A 16,315-nucleotide genomic window follows, 5' to 3' on the forward strand; every position below is an offset into this window, starting at 1 on the left:
ACGACGACGTTCCGCGCCGCCATTCGGCGAGCCGCGCCGGAGGTGGTGATGCAGAAGGTCGCCATTGCTGTCGACAAGATACGCGCAGCCGGAAAAATCGTGGGGACGCTCGCGACATTGGAAGAAATGCCGCACTGGCGGAAGCGTGGCGTGCAATTCTTCTACTCCATTCCGATCCTTTCCTGCGCCGCGGTGAGGGAGGCGCTCGCCTGAGGCGGAGCAGGGGTTCTTCGGTTTAACGATGCCGCAAGCGAGGGCCTGAACCTTCAGGCCCTTGCCATGCCGTTAGAAATCCGCCGTGACGGATTTCCACAAATGCACCGGATCGAAGCCGCCGCAGCGCGCGATCACAATCCGGGTGCCGTTTTTAACCCGCCGCCGCAAAAGATCGGAACGTTCGGACTGCGCCCGAAGAGAACCGTCATCCTGAAGCTTCTGCAGCATCGACCGCGAAAGCCCGAGTTCAGACGCCAGCAGACGATCAAGGCGTATACCGGCCTGAAGCGGAACCATGAGATCGATCTCCGCCATGGCCCAGTCGGGAGGGTCATCCCGTATCTGTTTCGTGATATCGAATTCGGGAAACTCGTCAACGCGCTGCGATTTACGTCTCAAGGCTTCGAGGTTGAATGTCTCCGCCCTTATCCATTGCGGATCGTTGGACTGCAACGCTTCGAGAACGGCAGGGCTGATGTCCCGGACATTCTGCCGCTCGAAAATCGGCCTGTTCCAGCTCTTGTCGCAGATCAGGCATCTATAGATAAGCCACGCATCCAGCTTGCGGCCATTGGCATTGAGCCGGATCTTGCCGCTGGCCTGAAATGCCCTCAGGCCACCGCATCCGCTGCATGCAAGCCAGGGCTGGGGCGCCGTTCGTGGTGTAATGGTCCATTGGACCCGAAGTAAATTGCACATAGTCTCTTGGTCTTCCATTTGGAAGTCCACCGAGATGGTGCAGGAGAAAACCCTTACGGGAACGGCATGGCGGTGTTCTGGGGTGGTGAAGAGCTGAGACAGCGGCGCTGTGCAGGGCACATTGTAACAATGCCAGACCGGTCTCTTGCCACCACCCGATGAACATGATCATACGCAGACAGCCTGCGGCTATCCGCAATACGGGTGAAACTGGATTGAGACCGGTATTTACTTAGGCAAAGTCTACCTCGATGCGCCAATGCTCTTCGGTGGCGACAATAACAAACGATCGTTCCGAAGCAGAGTCATCAAGTGCAGCGAAAAGGCCGAAAGCCGTTACTATGCGACTTTTATGCAACGTCAGGTGACCCGCCCATTCTTCCCGGTTCGAACGACGTCGACGGACGGATTTTGCGCCTGTTAGCGGCTGTCGGAAACGGAAGATACCGGTGACTATACGCGGGGCAAACATCCTTAAGGGGCGACGGTTTCAATCTAGAAACATAATCGCATAAGATAGATTATGGAACTTATTCGATGATGTAATTCCGGATTCAATGTCGCCGCGCGATCAAGCCATGGCTGTTTCAACTCCTCGAAACCCTGCGTATATCCTCTCCCACCACAATCGAACCGATCATATGGTTCCGGAATTGAAAAGCACGAAGCGTTGAACTGAACTCACCCTGTCAGATTGATTTTAGCGAAACACGTTTCTCAAGTTCATCTGCCAACTCTTTGCGTTCGCTATATCTATCTGTGAGATAGCTGGAAGCGTCACGCGTCAGCAGCGTGAATTTTACCAGTTCCTCGCAGACATCCACGACACGGTCATAATAGGATGAAGGCTTCATCCGGCCTTCCGCGTCGAACTCCTGATACGCCCTTGCCACCGAGGACTGGTTGGGAATGGTGATCATCCGCATCCATCGGCCGAGAATTCGCATCTGGTTCACGGCGTTGAAGGACTGGCTGCCGCCGGACACTTCCATGACGGCGAGCGTCTTGCCCTGTGTCGGCCGTACAGAACCGATTGCAAGAGGAATCCAGTCGATCTGCGACTTCATGATGCCGGTCATTGCGCCATGGCGTTCGGGGCTTACCCAGACCTGTCCTTCCGACCATTCTGAAAGTTCACGCAGTTCCTGCACCTTGGCATGGCTGGCTGGCGCTTCATCGGGTAAAGGCAGGCCCTTCGGATCGAATATTCGAACCTCGCAACCGAAGTGTTCGAGCAGCCGCCCAGCCTCGAATGCCAGCAGACGGCTATAGGACACCTCGCGCAGCGAGCCATAAAGGATCAGGATGCGTGGTTTATGGGTCGAAAACGCCGGACGCAGAGCCTCCGGGTCAATGCTGTGCAGGTGATGCGCCTGTAACGCGGGAAATCTGTCAGACAATGCGCTTTCCTTCATTATCGAGAACCTGCTCGCCATCCTCCTTGAAGAATGGCCCTTTGAAAGCGTCCGGCAGAATATCCAGCACGACCTCTGAAGGACGGGCGAGCCTGGTGCCGAGCGGTGTTACGACAAAGGGGCGATTGATGAGGATCGGCGTTTCCATCATCGCATCGAGCAACTGGTCGTCAGTCAGGTCCGGATTATCGAGACCGAGCTCGGCATAAGGTGTCCCCTTCTCGCGCATGGCCTCGCGCACCGTCAGGCCAGCATCCGCAATCATTCTTGCGAGATTCTCGCGTGTCGGCGGTTCCCGCAGATATTCGATTACGGTCGGTTCGATCCCTGCCGCGCGGATCAGCGCCAGCGTGTTGCGCGACGTCCCGCAGGACGGGTTGTGATAGATGGTGATGTCCATAGTCACTGCCTTTCGGTCATTATCGTTCGGGAAACGGCGGGTGCGGCCTCATACCAGCCCTTCGAGCGGTTCACGATCCAGACGACCGAAAGCATGACCGGAACTTCGATGAGGACGCCGACAACGGTTGCCAGCGCAGCACCTGACTGAAAGCCGAACAGGCTGATGGCCGCCGCGACCGCGAGCTCGAAGAAGTTGCTGGCGCCAATGAGTGCGGAAGGCCCGGCGACGCAATGGCGCTCACCTGTCATGCGGTTCAGGAGGTAGGCAAGCCCCGAATTCAGATAGACCTGGATGAGGATGGGAATGGCGAGCAGGCCGATGATGGCGGGCTGGGCGATGATTTGCTCGCCCTGAAAGGCGAAGAGAAGAATGAGTGTCGCGAGCAGCGCCGCCAGAGAAACCGGCTGCAGCTTTGCGAGAACGCAATCCAGCATCCGTGAGGTTCCGTCAGTCATGAGCCGATGCCTGATCAGCTGCGCAAGGATGACCGGAACGACAATATAAAGCGCAACGGAAAGAACAAGCGTATCCCAGGGCACGGTAATGGCGGTGAGGCCAAGCAGCAGGCCGACCACGGGAGCAAAGGCCACGACCATGATCGCATCGTTGAGCGCGACCTGCGACAGCGTAAACAGCGGCTCGCCGCGTGTAAGGTTGCTCCAGACGAAGACCATGGCGGTGCATGGAGCAGCGGCAAGGATGATCAACCCGGCGACATAGGAATCGATCTCACCAGCCGGAAGATAAGGGCGGAACAGCCAGCCGATGAAAAACCAGCCTAGCAGCGCCATCGAGAACGGCTTGACGGCCCAGTTGATGAACAACGTCACGCCAATGCCGCGCCAGAACATGCCGACCTGCGAAAGAGACCGGAAATCGATCTTGAGCAGCATCGGAATGATCATCAGCCAGATCAGGATCGCGACCGGAATATTCACTTTGGCGATCTCGGCCGTAGCGATGAGCTGAAAGACGCCGGGCATCAGATGGCCGAGCGCAACACCGGCGACGATGCACAGAAACACCCAGACGGTCAGATATCGTTCGAAGACAGACATCAGGCCGACTTTCCTTCAGGATTGGTGGTTCCATCCAATGCACCGATCTGCCGAAGCTGCGTTTCCAGCGCCATTCGATCGATGGATTGCAGGGGAAGGCTGACGAACGCCGCGATCCTGTTCTTGAGGAAACGCGCGGCCTGCGCGAAGGCGCGCTGAACCTCGATCTCCGAGCCGACCGCAGCGGCAGGATCCTCTATCCCCCAATGGGCCGTCATCGGATGGCCGATCCAGACCGGACAGGCTTCTCCGGCGGCGCTGTCGCACACAGTGAAGATGAAATCCATCCGGGGCGCATCAGGTCCGGCAAACACGTCCCAGCTTTTCGAGGTGAAGCCGCTGGTGGGATACCCCAGTACCGCGAGTTCCTTCAGGGCGTGAGGATTTACCTCTCCCTTCGGCTGGCTGCCGGCCGAATAGGCATTGAACCTCCCCTCACCTTCCTTGGCGAGAATGGATTCGGCAAGAATGGAGCGAGCGGAATTGCCCGTGCACAAAAAGAGCACGTTATAGATCTTGTCGGTCATGGTTTCGTTCCGTGGTTAGATCGGTGGTCTCGCAAGCCCCGCGATCGAAGCAGAAGAAGTGGTGGACACCAGCCCGGCGGCGCTCATGACGGCTTTACCTGCGGGCTGCAGCAGGGTGTCAGCTCGGCAATCAAAGGCGCGCAAAGCTCGGTCGAGCCACCGCAGCAATCCTTCAGCAGAAACAGGGTCAGCAGGCGCAACCCGTCAAGATCGGCGCGATAGATGATAGACCGGCTCTGCCTCTCACTCTTGACCAGACCCGCCCGGGAAAGCGTGGCGAGATGCGCAGACATCGTGTTCTGGGGAACGTCGACAAGACGCGCGAGCTCACCGGCCGGAATACCTTCCGGCTCGTGGCGCACGAGAAGCCGGAAGGTCTCCAGGCGGGTAGATTGGGCGAGCGCGCCAAGCGCGGTTATTGCACTATTATTATCCATATATCTAGAATAATGGATATATCGAGCGTGTCAAGTGACGGATATCGTCATGGTCGACAGGCTGGGCGAAGTAATTCCCCTCGCCCTGCCCCCCCCCCCCGCAAGCGCTTGAACCAGCTTCGCGTCATAAAGCCGTGAGATGACCGTTCTTGAGACCGCAGTCCGGTTTTTGGGGACTATTCGGTACGGGCCTATGCCCCAGCTGTTGCCGGCGTCGGACACCGTCCGGTTTCATCCGCTGCATTGGAATTGCCGTGCCGAGAGGAAACGGCCGATGATCAGATGCATCATCTCGGCCTCTTTCAGGGGCCGGAAATCGGGATCGACCGCCAGGCGCGAGAAAACACCGTCAATCAATGCGGCAATCCAGGTGGCGGCGCGCTCGGCGTCGAGATTGGCACAGATAATCTAATGTAATTTCAAAACTCACCAGACGCCTCCCGGCGTCTCAGGTCCAGTTCTTCGCTATAGCGCCTCAGCGTATGGCTTTCGGTGAGCAATCCGACAGGGCGATTTTCGATCTTGTCATTAACGACAACCAGCGCTTCGCTCTCCGCCGCATCGAAGGCTGCCGCCGCCTGGCGGGCATTCATGGTCGGCAGCAACACATCGTTCTTGTATTGCAGATAGGTTTCGAGGCTGATCTTGCTGGGATCGCGATCCATCGGGTCGGCGTAAATTTCCGGCACGAGGACGATGCCGGCATAACGCCCGTCATCATGGGTCATGATTACCCGTTGCGTCGAACCGAGCGGGAACTTCTCCTTGAAGGCCGGGAGGCCCATGCTGACATTGGCCTTGCGGATATCGGCGCGCATCATCCTGCCGACCGTCAGGTCGCGGATCCAGCCAATATCATGGGCGCTGCGAATGCTCTCGCCCCGCAGGTGAAAACGCCAGGTGGCGAAGGAGTAACCGAAGGTGGTGCGCACCACGAGCGAGGTGGTGATGACGGCGGCAAGCACAAGCGCCGTGATCTGGAAGTCGCCTGTCAGTTCCAGCGCCAGAAACGTCATCGTCAGCGGACCGCCGATAATGGCGGCGGCAAAGGCGCTCATGCCGATCACGGCATAGACGATGGGCGCCGTCGACCCATAGCCGATATACGGTGCGCAGAGCGCGAAAATCTTGCCCAGCAGCGAGCCCATGAACAGCGACGCGAAAAACAGGCCACCACGGAAATTCGAACCGATGGAAATGGCGCTCGCCGCCGCCTTCAGCAGGAACAGCCCGGCCACCCCGTATATCGTCAGTTCCGCATCGATATTGAGATGCAGCGCCCCATGGCCGCTCGACAGCACCTGCGGTGAAATCAGCGCAAGCCCGCCCACCGCCACGCCGCCGATGGCAGGACGCAGCCAGCCCGGAATGGCGCTTTTGCGTGCGGTTTCTTCGATGAAGGACACCGCCTGCATCAGCACGATGCCGATGGCCGCACATACGACGCCGAGAAAGATGGCGGGCACATAATCCGCCGGTGTTACACGGCTGGCATCGACAATATCGATCGAGATACCATGGCCGCCGATAATCCCGATGACCGTCGTCGCCACCAGTGCCGAGACGATGAGCGGCGCAAGCGTCACGACGGTATAGGTGCCGATGATGAGTTCGATGGCGTAAAACGCCCCGGTCAGCGGCGCGTTGAAGGCGGCCGCAATCGCCCCCGCAGCGCCGCAGCCGACAAGGATACGCATGTCCCCTCGCCGCAGCTTCAGCTTGATGCCGATCTTCGAGGCGACGCCGCTGGCGATCTGGGTGTAACCGGCCTCCAGCCCCACGGACGCGCCAAAACCGTTGGAGACGATATTCTGCACGCAGACGATGATGCTGTCCGTCAACGACAACCGGCCGCCATGCAGCGCATTCGCCTCGATGGGGTCGACCATGGGTTTCTTGCGGGTCTTCGAAAGGATGAAGATGATCAACCCGAGCACGATGCCGCCGATGATCGGGCCGACAAGCACGATACGTCCGGAAAGATCGCTGCTGCTCAACCGCTCGACGCCGAAAACCAGCAGATGCAACGCCGTGCTCAAGGCGCCGATCAGCGCCACCAGAAGGCCTGCCGCAATGCCGATGAAGACGGCAAGGAGCACCAGTCCCAGTTCGCCGCGCCGGAACATCGCCCGCAGGCGACTGGCGCGCAGATTGTCGAAGAAGCTCGCCATACTGGGTGCACGGAAAGGCTTGGTCGACATGCTGTTCCTTTTCAGGCGGCGTCAGGCTGCTTCGATCTCGATCTCGAAACGCATTTGATCATAGGCCGGTTCGACATGATCAGGCGTTTCCCGCATCACCGTCTCATAATCGAGCGGAATATGCATGTGGGTCAAGATCGCCCTTTTGGGTGCGAATCTCTCGATCCAGCCGAGCGCCTGTTCCAGTGAAAGATGGCTGGGGTGGTAACGGTGCTGCAGCGCGTCGATGACGAGGACATCGAGACCGGCAAGCTTCGGCAGGCTTTCTGCCGGAAAATCGCTGACATCGGTGCAATAGGCGACGTCACCGATGCGGAAGCCCAGCGAATGCACATCGCCATGCTGCTGCATATGCACGTTGAACGGGATCGGCCCGCCTGCCCCATCGATGATCAGCGCCGCGTCGATATCGGCGATGATCCGCGGTTCGACGATGGGAGGATAGCTGCTGCCCGGCGGGGTCTCCAGGCAATAGGCGAAACCGTCCTTTATCCGCGCCATGGTAATGGGATCGGCATAGATCGGAATGCGGTTTTGCTGAAGGGCGAAATAGATGCGCAGATCGTCGATACCGTGCAGATGGTCGGCATGGGCGTGGGTGTAAAGCACAGCATCCACCGCCTCCACCTTGGCCGCGATCATCTGCTCGCGAAAATCCGGGCCGGTATCGATGACGACAGTCGTCCTGCCTCCATCCGGGCCGATCTGCTCCACCATGAAGGCCGTTCGCGTGCGCCGGTTCTTCGGGTTTTCGGGGTCGCAGGCGCCCCAGTCGCCGTTGATGCGCGGCACGCCGGGCGACGACGCGCAACCGAGAACCGTGAAGCGACGACGGTAGATTGCCACACCTATACCCTTGTCATCTTGGAAAAGCAGCGGAAGGCGTTTTCGGTGGTGATTTCGGCCATGCGCTCATAGGAAATGCCATGCACCTCGGCCAGAACCTCAGCTGTATTGACCACATAGGACGGCTCGTTGCGCTTTCCCCGCCAGCGCTTCGGCGCAAGATAGGGCGCATCAGTTTCCACCAGCAGCCGGTCCAGCGGCACGGAGGCGGCGATATCGCGGATATCCTGCGATTTCGGGAAGGTCAGAATGCCGGAAAAGGAGACATAACCGCCAAGCTCGACACCGGTTTTCGCCAGCTCGGGACCGGCGGAAAAGCAGTGCAGGATGAAGGGGAAGGCACCCTTCCCGCTTTCGGCGCGCAAAATAGCGGCCATATCGTCATCGGCGCTGCGGCTGTGGATGACAAGCGGCAGCTTCGTTCGTCTTGCTGCCTCGATGTGGCGAATGAGGCCGGTCTTCTGGTCTTCCGGCTTCTGCGTATCGTAGAAATAATCCAGACCCGCCTCGCCGATCGCCACGATCTTGTCATGGCTCTCCGCCAACCGTACCAGATCGTCGGCGGAGATATCCAGTTCCTCATCGGCATTGTTCGGATGCGTGCCGACCGAACAGAAGACCGACGGATATTTTTCCGTGATCTTCAAAAGTTCGGGCAGACGACGCACCCGGGTCGAGATCGTCACCATCTGGCTCACACCCGAAGCATGGGCGCGGGCGATGATATCGTCGCGCTCAGCCTCGAAATCGGGAAAATCCAGATGGCAATGTGTATCGATCAGCATGGGTCTCGCCTTCACGCTTCCGGTGCGACGTAACGCGGGAAGACCGGCTTCGGTGCTTCCAGCGGCGTGCCCGGAACCAGACGGCCCGCTTCGCCGAGTGCTGCAAAATCACGTTTGTCGGCAGGGGCAGCAACGAGATCCAGCAGCTTCTCGCAGGATTCCGGCATAAAGGGCTGCAGGAGAATGCCGATCTGGCGCACCACTTCCGCCGTTACGTAAAGCACGGTGCCCATGCGCTCGGGATCGGTCTTCTTCAGCGCCCACGGCTCCTGCGAGGCGAAATAGCGGTCGGTTTCCGAGACGACGGCGATGATGGCTGCAAGCGCACGGTGGATGAGCTGCTTGCCCATTTCCTCGCGGCAAAGCGCCAGCAGCCCGTCGGCGGAAGCCAGCATCGCCTTGTCTTCTTCGGTGAACTCACCGGGCGTCGGGATCTGGCCGTCGCAATTCTTGACGATCATCGATAGCGAACGGCTGGCGAGATTGCCGATACCATTGGCAAGATCGGCATTGATGCGTGTGGCGATGCCCTCTTCGCTATAGCTGCCGTCCTGGCCGAAGGAGACTTCGCGCAGGAAGAAATAACGGACTTGATCGAGACCGAAATGATTCACCAGATTGGCCGGATCGACGACATTGCCGAGCGACTTCGACATCTTCTCGCCCTTGTTGAGCAGGAAGCCATGCGCATAGACCCGCTTGGGCAGCGGCAGCTTCGCGCTCATCAGGAAAGCCGGCCAATAGACCGCGTGGAAGCGGATAATGTCCTTGCCGATGATATGCACGTCGGCCGGCCAATATTTCGCACGCGGGCCGTTTTTATCCTCGATGTAACCCGTGGCGGTGATGTAGTTGGTCAGCGCATCGACCCAGACATACATGACGTGTTTCGGATCGTTCGGAACCTTGATGCCCCAGTCGAAGGTGGTGCGGGAAATCGACAGGTCCTTGAGGCCGGATTTGACGAAGGAGATGATTTCGTTGCGGCGTTCTGCCGGGCCGATGAACTCCGGGTTCTCCTCATAGAGCTTCAGCAGCTTGTCCTGATATTCGGAGAGCTTGAAGAAGTAGCTTTCCTCCTCCACCCACTCGACCGGCGTGCCCTGCGGTCCGTAACGAACGCCGTCAGCACGCACTTCCGTCTCGTCCTCGGCGTAATAGGCCTCGTCGCGCACGGAATACCAGCCGGCATAGCTGTCCTTGTAGATGTCGCCGCTGTCGGCCATCAGGTTCCAGATATTGCGCGAGGTCTCGTGGTGACGCTCTTCCGTGGTGCGGATGAAATCGTCGTTCGAGGCGTTGAGCAGCTTGCCCATCGCGCGGAACTGGTCGGAATTGCGCGCAGCCAGGTCTTCCGGTGAAATGCCTTCCGCACGCGCCGTCTGCTGCATCTTCTGGCCATGTTCGTCGGTGCCGGTCAGGAAGAACACATCCATTCCATCCAGGCGCTGAAAGCGTGCCATGGCGTCCGTCGCAATCAACTCATAGGCATGGCCGATATGCGGCTTGCCGTTAGGATAGGAGATCGCGGTGGTGATGTAGAATGGTGTCTTGTCTTTCATGACGGTCTATCGACTTTACAGGCTGTTTTTTGGATAGACCGCTCTTAAACCATTGTTCGCAGCAGCGAAAGAAAAAGAGTACGTTTTGTACGACCGCTTGCAGACAAATTGGATTTGGCGAGCGCTTGGCATCCGCACTACCATCAACCCGGACTGGATCCGGGGTCCAGCCCGATCAAGTCCTTGATCGCAAAAGACTCTCTTCACGGCGCGGACGCGCCGTGGCTGGATGCCGGATCCAGTCCGGCATGGCGGAGGAGAATTTATGCACCGTCGAATCGTACATTCCGCACGATTTCTCGCCTTCAAACGCCGCGAATATCTTCCAGAATGGAAAGCACCATCTGCTTCTTGTCGAGATTATAGGCCTGCGCCACGGTGATGCGTTCCGAGAGCGCCGAGGAAAGCCGTGCATGTTTTTCCGCCGCCGCAATATCGCCCGCCATCGCCGCCGCCCGTGCGCGTTCCATCAGTTCTTCCGTCACATGCTCCATGAAGAAGCCGAGAACGATGTCGCCATCCTTCTGTGCCAGAACCTCGGCAAGCTTGTGCATCTGCTTGCGCACGCCAGGTCCCTCAGCCGCCATGACCTCAGCAAAGGCCTCGACAATGTCGGAGCCGCCGTAATTCATCAGCTTCAACGCCTGCGCCACGCTGCCCTTGGAGGCGGCAAGCAGGGCGTCACGTTTTTCGCCTTCCGGGCTGATGCCAAGATGATCGAGAGATTGCACCATGGCTGCATCGGAAAGCGGCAGGAGCCTCAACGGCATACAGCGCGAACGGATGGTCGGCAGCAATTTTCCCGGCGCATGCGACAGGACGAGGAACATCGCCCGCTTCGGCGGCTCCTCCAGTATTTTGAGGATCGCATTCGCGGCGTTGCGATTGAGATCGTCGGCGGGATCGATGATGACGATACGCCAGTTGCCGGTACCGGAGGTCTGCGAAAAGAAGTGCCCTGCCCGCCGCACCTCGTCCACGGTGATGGCGGATTTCACGCGGCCGGTCTTTTCATCCACCGGACGGGTCAGATGCAGCAGATTATGCGAGGCCCCGGCCGTGATCTGGCGGCTGACCAGCGATTGCGGATCGGGATCGGCGAGAAAATCCGGCGCCAGCGACGGATCGGGATGGCTGAGCACATGATTGGCGAAACGGAAGGCAAGCGTCGCCTTGCCGATCCCCTCCGGCCCTTCGATCAGAATGGCATGATGCCCCTTGCCGGAGCGATAGGATTGCGCGAGGAAGGCTTCCGCTTCCTCATGCCCGAAAAGCTTCGTGTTCTGCTGCGGCGCAATCGCACCGTCGAGAACGCCCTGGACCTCACTCATGCGCTGCGCCCGCTGCTGTTTTCAGCTGTTCGAGCAAGGGTTCGACGAAGGACATGACATCCTCCGCCACTTTTTCTTCCGGCTGATCGGCGTTGACGATCCGGCAACGACGCGGCTCGGCGAGCGCAATATCCAGATAGGCCTCGCGTCGCTTCTCGTGGGTCTCGATTTCCTCTTTTTCGAAGCGGTCCGGCGCAGCGCCTTCATCCGCGCGCTTTCTGGCGCGGGCGAGCCCCTTTTCGGCGGCAATATCGAAAATCAACGTCAGTTCCGGCACGACACCGTCAATCGCGATGCGTTGCAACGTCTCGATGAAATCCGGCTCCAGATTGCCGGTCGTGCCCTGATAGACGCGGGACGAATCGAGGAACCGGTCGCAGAGCACGATCTCACCGCGCGCAAGCGCCGGGCGAATGACCTCTTCGACATGGTCGTTGCGCGCCGCCGCAAACAGGATCGCTTCCATGCGCACCCCGAAGGATTCGGCAGCACCCGAGAGGAGAACATGCCGAACGGCCTCCGCGCCCGGCGAGCCGCCCGGCTCACGCGTCACGACCACCTCGAAACCACGGCCGCGAAGCGCCTCGGCAAGCGTGCGAATCTGCGTCGACTTGCCGGCGCCTTCGCCGCCTTCGAAGCTGATGAACAATCCGGTCTTTTCGGCCAATGTCACGTCCTGCGAGGAATTCACGTCAATGTTGAAATGCCTGTTTACAGCATCGAACGGAAAAGTGTGAAGCGCTTTTCAGAAAATCCGGTGGCTGAACAAAAGCATAGGAACAAGGCTGCGCGTCAACAGGCTTTCAGAGCCAGAACAGCAGTAGTTCCTTCAGCGCGCCAGTCGCATTCTGGGTGAGCGACCCCTTGCCGACTGCCGCCTTCGTATAAAGCGGTACCTCCCGCAACAGGCGCTCGCCCGAAAAAATCTTAAGCGTTCCGGCATTCGCCCCGACGTCCAGCGGCGCATTCAGAGGCCAGCGATAGACGATGCGGCCGGAAATTCGATCCGGATTATTGACCGGTACAAGCACGCTGACATCTTCCTTCGGCGAAAGATCGATATGCGAAACATCGCCGCCATAAACGCTGACGGACCCAACCGCTTCGTCCTTGCTGAAGAGATGGCGTTTTTCAAAGGCGGTCAGGCCCCAGTCCACCACCCGGCGGGCCTCCTCCTGCCGCGTCTTGTCGTCCACGATGCCGGCAAGCGCCAGATAGACCCGGCGGCCTTCCCGCTCGGCCGAAACGACAGCGGCAAAACCGCTGCCTTCCGCAAAACCGAGACCGAGACCGTCGATACCGCTGCCGGGCATCAGCAGCGTATTCTTGTTGCGCTGGAAAATCCGGTTCCATTCGAAATCCGGTTTGGTGAAAAGCCCGTAACGCTCCGGATAGGTATCGCGCAGATGCTGCGCGAGACGCACCATGTCCCTCGCGGTCGTCCGGTTGCCGGGGTCGGGAAGCCCGGTCGAATTGGTGAAGGTGCTGCTGCTCATGCCCAGTTCGCCCGCCCGCGCCGTCATGCGCTTGGCGAAAGCGGCATCCGAACCCGCCATGCCTTCGGCAACGACGATGCAGCCGTCATTGGCGTTCTGCACGATGATGCCGGTCAAAAGATCGTTGATGCTGACGGAGGATTTCAGCGCCGCGAACATGGTCGAGGTGCGCGAGGGCGCGCCGCCCGTGCGCCAGGCATATTCCGAGACGGGATAAGCCGTCTCTGACGTGACCTGCCCCTTTGACAGCGCATCCAGCACCACCTCAACCGTCATCAGCTTTGCAAGCGACGCGGGCGGAAAGGGCTGATTCTCGTTTTGCGAAAGAAGCACCGTGCCTGTTTCGGCATCGATCATGTAAGCCTGTTCGGCCTTTGCGATGAAGGGGCCGGTCTGTGATTGCACCGGGCCTGCACTGAAAAACGCAAACGCTGCCGCTACGGCGACCGAACGATAGGAGCGATGAATGGCCTTGCGCATGAAACCGCCCAGTCCTGCCTGCCGTAACCGGCTGCCCGCGATAAAGGCGAGAGGCCGGCCGTATCCTTCAACCCGTCAGCGGGACTTCGCCTGCTGACGCTTCACATGGGCGAGTATCGATTGCTCGTTGAGCGCGCCACGGTCGACGAGCACGCTGTCGAAGGCGCTCGCGGTCCTGGAGACCGTAGCCGATTCTTCGGAATAGGCCGCAGCAAATTTGGAGGAAGGCGTCGGCACACGCAGATAATTGCCGCCAGGCGCCGCCGGCTCACGCATGAAATTGCCTTCCGGGCGCTCCGCCAGGATAGGGCCGATTTCCGGCAGTATCGCGAACTGCTCGAAAGCCGGTGCCGGGCCGTTGACCAGCGGCATGGCCTGAAGCGCCGCATTCTTCTTGGAACCGACGAGCGCCGTCTGTGTGGAGCCGGCATAATTCGGGTTGGACGCGGGCGCCGGAACGAAATTCGGCGAGGCCGAAGCCACCATCACGCCCGTCGCGATCTGCCCTTCGGGTGCCACACCCGGCGAGCGCGAACCCTTCGGGATATAGGATGCCATCAGATAAGGCATGTCGTGACCATCAAGCGGTGCGCGGCCGGCATATTGCACCCGCACATTGGCCGTGCCGGTGGCCTTCATGTCGAGAAGATCGGCCGTCTTGCTGGAAACGTCGATCAGGCGGCCTTCGTGGAACGGTCCGCGATCGTTGACGCGCACCAGAACCGAAGCGCCATTTTCCATGTTGGTGATGCGCGCGTAGCTCGGCAGGGGAAATGTCGGATGTGCGGCAGAAAGATGTTCTTTGTCGTAGACTTCGCCATTGGCGGTCAGGCGACCATGGAAGGCAGAACCGTACCAGGAAGCAAGACCGGTCTTGTTGTAACCCGGCTCTTCCTTCGGGAAATAACGGCGGCCCTTGACTGTATAGGCATTGCCGATCAACTCTCGCCCGCCGCCCTTGGGAATGGCCTTGCCATCGGCCACACGCGGACTGGCTTTGACGCCATATTCGGATTCGGAAAAATATTCCTTGCTGCGCTTGGGCTTGGGCTTGGTCTCGGATGTCGTGGAACACGATGCGGTTGCGGCGCAAAGCACGGAAATTGCAAGCCACTTCACGCCCGACCTGGCGTTGATGCCGAGTTTCTTGACCGTAGAATTCAAATCGTCTGCCCCACGCTGCTATTGGCTCGGAGAACCGCACCCTCACTTGCCTCGATAACTGCCCCTGCCATCGAAGCACCTAACAGTCGCTTAATCTTGTGCATAACGTGGCGAAAATGCGAACGACTTCTGCAAATTCGATAAAATTGTAACGAACGTGGTTAATGATTTCTATCTTTTGAGCCCACCCATCGGGCCGGATTTACCCGCCTCAACATCTCCCGCTCACCGCGTCTGCAAGGAACAAACGGACGGCAACCGCGTTCTCTCCCCGCAAAGAAACGAGCTTTCCGCCGGTTTCGGCTGAGGGAGGAAACATGATCAAGCTTATGAAAACCACAGCTCTTGCGATGGGCATCGCCCTAGTATCCTTCGCCGCGCCGATCCCCGCAGGTGCGCAGGACATGGAACTCAGAATCGGCCCCGACGGCGTTCGCCCCGTCATCCGCGATCGTGACCGGGACGTAGACCGCCGCGGCCCGCCCCGCATGCGTGGCTGCAGCGAACGCGAAGCCCGCGCTGCCGCCCGTGAAGCAGGCCTGCGCGATCCAGAGGTCGTGCGCGTCACACCTGGTCGTGTCGTCGTCGAAGGCTTCACGCGCCGGGGACCGGATCGCATCACCTTCGCCAACGAACGGGGCTGCCCGGAAATCTGATTGGATGAACACTGGGAACCCGCCGCAAGGCGGGTTTCTCATTTGCGCTGAATTCGAGCCATTCCAAAGCTGATTAACGCGATCGAGGCATCCCTCGTCGCAGCGTGTTTGAATGATTTTTGCGCTTTATGGCAGATGGGGTGGGATTCGAACCCACGGTACGCTCTCACGCACGCCGGTTTTCAAGACCGGTTCCTTAAACCACTCGGACACCCATCCATCGGTGGTGAGGCTTTATAGCGGTTTGAAAAAGGCCGTCAATCCCGCCCGGGCGAGCTGTGTCGCCCTTCTCTTACGGCTGGCATATCATTGCCCCGGGGTCGTTGCCGGAGGCAGCAGGGATCCGTCGCCTGAAGGTATCGAGGGCACCTGCTGAGCCGTATCGAATAGCGTCAGGCTTAAAACGATTGCGACAAGCACCAGCAAAAGCGCCACGAAGAGGATTCCCGATTTATCCATGCGTCTGCTCATGTCACGTTATGTTAAAGGCGAATATGTGCAATTCGAGGCAATGCGAAGAATAAAGCGCAAGTCTGTCAAGTTGTCTTACAGATTGTCCGAACTCGTCGTTTAAAAATCTGCTGATTGAGCGAAATTTATGCATAGGCGTACTGTTTGGGACGGAAATGGCCTATCGCGTCAGCACTATCGTCACTTATATCAACCCATCGCTCCCGGGCATTGCCCAACTTTCCCCGAGCGATCAACCTGCCCCGCCTCTTTGCGGGGCTTTTTTCTTTTTTGGCCCAGAAGGCGAAGCGCACCCAAAAAAGGCCAGCGGCTCTCCAACCGCCCTCGCCTCAGACGCCGATGCTCGGCCCACCATTGCCATGCCGGCCGTCACCCCGGAGAATATCTTCGAACAGGTTCAGCAGCGCCGGCGGCAAGGTGTCGGACAATTCCGCGATGATTTCGTTGGCGCGATTATAGGAGTAGATGGCTGAGAGCGTCAGCACCAGAAGCACGATCCACGGCCAGATCGGCTTGCGCCTTTGCGGCGCTCCGTTCGGTTGTTGCGGTAAAGTCATGCTGGCACCTT

The 16,315-nt window shown here is 59.1% G+C and carries 18 protein-coding genes, 1 tRNA gene and 1 pseudogene; 3 read left to right on the forward strand and 17 right to left on the reverse strand.

Translation table 11 applies throughout. From position 1 onward, the window contains the following. Nucleotides 1-13 precede the first annotated feature (13 nt). A pseudogene (locus PH605_RS16780) lies at nt 14-239 on the forward strand (HpcH/HpaI aldolase family protein); the annotation flags it as partial. Nucleotides 240-285: 46 nt separating this feature from the next. Here PH605_RS16780 and PH605_RS16785 read toward each other — a convergent pair. The 6 genes from PH605_RS16785 to PH605_RS16810 all read right to left on the reverse strand — a co-directional run bounded on the left by PH605_RS16785 (nt 286) and on the right by PH605_RS16810 (nt 4,755). Further along, nucleotides 286-915 carry a DUF1062 domain-containing protein gene (locus tag PH605_RS16785; protein ID WP_142845495.1) on the reverse strand — a complete coding sequence of 210 codons (630 nt, stop codon included), beginning with the start codon at nt 913-915 and terminating at the stop codon, nt 286-288. Between the two features lie 689 nt (nt 916-1,604). Continuing rightward, nucleotides 1,605-2,333 (reverse strand): arsenical resistance protein ArsH, encoded by a 729-nt coding sequence (gene arsH, locus PH605_RS16790; protein ID WP_237680930.1) that lies wholly within the window; start codon nt 2,331-2,333, stop codon nt 1,605-1,607. Further along, the gene (gene arsC, locus PH605_RS16795) at nt 2,308-2,730 is read right to left on the reverse strand and encodes an arsenate reductase (glutaredoxin) (protein ID WP_125145707.1); all 423 of its coding nucleotides are present in this window, start codon (nt 2,728-2,730) and stop codon (nt 2,308-2,310) included. Before arsC ends, arsH begins: the two co-directional genes overlap by 26 nt. 2 nt (nt 2,731-2,732) lie before the next feature. Further along, nucleotides 2,733-3,791 carry an ACR3 family arsenite efflux transporter gene (gene arsB / locus PH605_RS16800; protein WP_142845497.1) on the reverse strand — a complete coding sequence of 353 codons (1,059 nt, stop codon included), beginning with the start codon at nt 3,789-3,791 and terminating at the stop codon, nt 2,733-2,735. Further along, complete coding sequence (locus PH605_RS16805; protein ID WP_078052966.1) at nt 3,791-4,318, reverse strand: arsenate reductase ArsC; 528 nt, start codon at nt 4,316-4,318, stop codon at nt 3,791-3,793. The genes arsB and PH605_RS16805 overlap by 1 nt, the downstream gene beginning before the upstream one ends. Nucleotides 4,319-4,401: 83 nt before the next feature. Next, complete coding sequence (locus PH605_RS16810) at nt 4,402-4,755, reverse strand: ArsR/SmtB family transcription factor (RefSeq protein ID WP_065655425.1); 354 nt, start codon at nt 4,753-4,755, stop codon at nt 4,402-4,404. Between the two features lie 282 nt (nt 4,756-5,037). Here PH605_RS16810 and PH605_RS16815 point away from each other — a divergent pair, with 282 nt between their 5' ends. Beyond that, nucleotides 5,038-5,172, forward strand: a complete 135-nt coding sequence (locus tag PH605_RS16815; protein WP_262927925.1) for a hypothetical protein — start codon at nt 5,038-5,040, stop codon at nt 5,170-5,172. Between the two features lie 2 nt (nt 5,173-5,174). Here the strand turns inward: PH605_RS16815 and PH605_RS16820 are convergent, their stop codons facing one another. The 8 genes from PH605_RS16820 to PH605_RS16855 all read right to left on the reverse strand — a co-directional run bounded on the left by PH605_RS16820 (nt 5,175) and on the right by PH605_RS16855 (nt 14,620). After that, on the reverse strand, nt 5,175-6,956 hold the full coding sequence (locus tag PH605_RS16820; protein WP_078052968.1) for a chloride channel protein: 1,782 nt from the start codon (nt 6,954-6,956) through the stop codon (nt 5,175-5,177). A 21-nt stretch (nt 6,957-6,977) separates the two neighbouring features. Then, the gene (locus PH605_RS16825; protein WP_003523686.1) at nt 6,978-7,802 is read right to left on the reverse strand and encodes an MBL fold metallo-hydrolase; all 825 of its coding nucleotides are present in this window, start codon (nt 7,800-7,802) and stop codon (nt 6,978-6,980) included. Nucleotides 7,803-7,804: 2 nt separating this feature from the next. Next, entirely contained in the window at nt 7,805-8,587 is a 783-nt protein-coding gene (locus PH605_RS16830; protein ID WP_142845498.1) for a TatD family hydrolase, read from the reverse strand. A gap of 11 nt (nt 8,588-8,598) precedes the next feature. After that, nucleotides 8,599-10,149: a methionine--tRNA ligase gene (metG, locus tag PH605_RS16835; protein ID WP_142845499.1), complete on the reverse strand. Its 1,551-nt coding sequence runs from the start codon at nt 10,147-10,149 to the stop codon at nt 8,599-8,601. Between the two features lie 305 nt (nt 10,150-10,454). Further along, nucleotides 10,455-11,480, reverse strand: a complete 1,026-nt coding sequence (locus tag PH605_RS16840) for a DNA polymerase III subunit delta' (protein WP_142845500.1) — start codon at nt 11,478-11,480, stop codon at nt 10,455-10,457. After that, on the reverse strand, nt 11,473-12,147 hold the full coding sequence (gene tmk, locus PH605_RS16845; protein WP_065655460.1) for a dTMP kinase: 675 nt from the start codon (nt 12,145-12,147) through the stop codon (nt 11,473-11,475). The genes PH605_RS16840 and tmk overlap by 8 nt, the downstream gene beginning before the upstream one ends. 136 nt (nt 12,148-12,283) lie before the next feature. Next, nucleotides 12,284-13,456 (reverse strand): D-alanyl-D-alanine carboxypeptidase family protein, encoded by a 1,173-nt coding sequence (locus tag PH605_RS16850; RefSeq protein WP_065655432.1) that lies wholly within the window; start codon nt 13,454-13,456, stop codon nt 12,284-12,286. Nucleotides 13,457-13,531: 75 nt separating this feature from the next. Next, nucleotides 13,532-14,620 carry a septal ring lytic transglycosylase RlpA family protein gene (locus PH605_RS16855; protein ID WP_065655433.1) on the reverse strand — a complete coding sequence of 363 codons (1,089 nt, stop codon included), beginning with the start codon at nt 14,618-14,620 and terminating at the stop codon, nt 13,532-13,534. Nucleotides 14,621-14,937: 317 nt separating this feature from the next. Between PH605_RS16855 and PH605_RS16860 the strand changes: the two genes are divergently transcribed. Continuing rightward, nucleotides 14,938-15,276, forward strand: a complete 339-nt coding sequence (locus tag PH605_RS16860) for a hypothetical protein (RefSeq protein WP_003523701.1) — start codon at nt 14,938-14,940, stop codon at nt 15,274-15,276. A 129-nt stretch (nt 15,277-15,405) separates the two neighbouring features. Here PH605_RS16860 and PH605_RS16865 read toward each other — a convergent pair. The 3 genes from PH605_RS16865 to PH605_RS16875 form a co-directional block, all read right to left on the reverse strand. Further along, nucleotides 15,406-15,495: transfer RNA gene (locus PH605_RS16865), tRNA-Ser, on the reverse strand. Between the two features lie 87 nt (nt 15,496-15,582). Continuing rightward, complete coding sequence (locus tag PH605_RS16870; RefSeq protein ID WP_162856850.1) at nt 15,583-15,735, reverse strand: hypothetical protein; 153 nt, start codon at nt 15,733-15,735, stop codon at nt 15,583-15,585. 341 nt (nt 15,736-16,076) lie between these two features. Then, nucleotides 16,077-16,304, reverse strand: a complete 228-nt coding sequence (locus tag PH605_RS16875) for a hypothetical protein (RefSeq protein WP_035261278.1) — start codon at nt 16,302-16,304, stop codon at nt 16,077-16,079. Between the last annotated feature and the right edge of the window lie 11 nt (nt 16,305-16,315).

Source organism: Agrobacterium sp. CFBP 3001 (assembly GCF_027871605.1).
In the GTDB taxonomy this organism is placed as follows: domain Bacteria; phylum Pseudomonadota; class Alphaproteobacteria; order Rhizobiales; family Rhizobiaceae; genus Agrobacterium; species Agrobacterium leguminum.